The organism is Candidatus Similichlamydia epinepheli (assembly GCF_003056015.1).
Genome location: NZ_PPEU01000159.1, coordinates 1 through 1,061 on the forward strand (window position 1 = coordinate 1; position 1,061 = coordinate 1,061).

Genomic DNA, 1,061 nt, shown 5'->3' on the forward strand with positions numbered 1-1,061 from the left:
GGATTGTGCTTTGGTATGGAAATGTTTCGACAGATTCTTTTCTTAATTGGTTTGCGCAGCGACGAAGCCAGAATTTTAAGTCTGTGTATGTAGGATAGGATTGCTGCAATGTTCCAATAACGCGACCCTCTTTTAAAATTCTCTGAACAGAATAATTGTCATTTAAGTGGTGTGTGAGAGAATCGAATACGGTGATAGGAATTTGCTCCCAATTAACTAGCCCCTCCCTTGATAGCTGAAATGTCAATATAAGCATTTCCGGAACTTGTCGCATTGATTTCCACTCTACATTCATATCGTAAATCCATCCCTTTCTGCGCAGAAGCTGGTAAAGTGAATCATTGGATTTTCTACCTAAGAAAAGGACTGCCTCATACATTTCTTGCATGGAGAGGAATTTGCAGAATGGTTGGCGGATTCAGATATTTATAGGAAATTCCCACACAAGAGATAAACTTTTCGTCTCTTCATTAGAGATGAAGAAGAAGGCTTTAGACTCTTCAATGCTAACAGGAACCGTTTCTTTCCTTGAAAAGTTGGAAGCGACAGGAAGATACGAAAATGAATCTGCAACCAAGTCGACTAGTTTATCAAGTTTTTGTGGTGAGAATAAAATTAAAGTAGCATCCTGCGGTGCATATTGCCAACGCATCCAATTCCTGATAGAAAGGCACTCCTGGGACTGAATCGCTCCATTTGTAATGAATTGCAAAGGATGATCTTCCCTTAACAATTGCAGTAAAGCCTTCTGATTTCTATAAATATCTGAATCCGCCAACCATTCTGCAAATTCCTCTCCAACCGAATAAGGGCAGTTCTTCAAGATTTCTATTTCTGGCAGTCCCATTTTAATATCTAGGAAAAAGTTCGCGAATTGTTTCCCTAGAATTGGAAGAAACTGAGGTACATATTGTGTTGGACAAGTTAATAAGTAGCAGGTTGAGTCTGGAAATACTTCTACGTCAAATGAACCATTCCTTTCTTTCAAAAATTTGTGAAAGGACTCTCCCTGAAGAAGGGGGGATGGTTTGTTACGCATCAGTACTGATATTGCTTTTGCA

Annotated in this window: 2 protein-coding genes; both read right to left on the reverse strand. The window is 39.2% G+C overall.

Features of this window, described 5'->3' with window-relative positions; genetic code table 11:
• On the reverse strand, positions 1–388 hold a 388-nt coding region (locus GCCT14_RS05125), incomplete at its 3' end, for a hypothetical protein (RefSeq protein ID WP_157952652.1).
• A gap of 30 nt (positions 389–418) precedes the next feature.
• Positions 419–1,061: peptidase M16 family protein (locus GCCT14_RS05130; RefSeq protein ID WP_204592961.1), on the reverse strand; the 643-nt coding region annotated here is incomplete at its 5' end.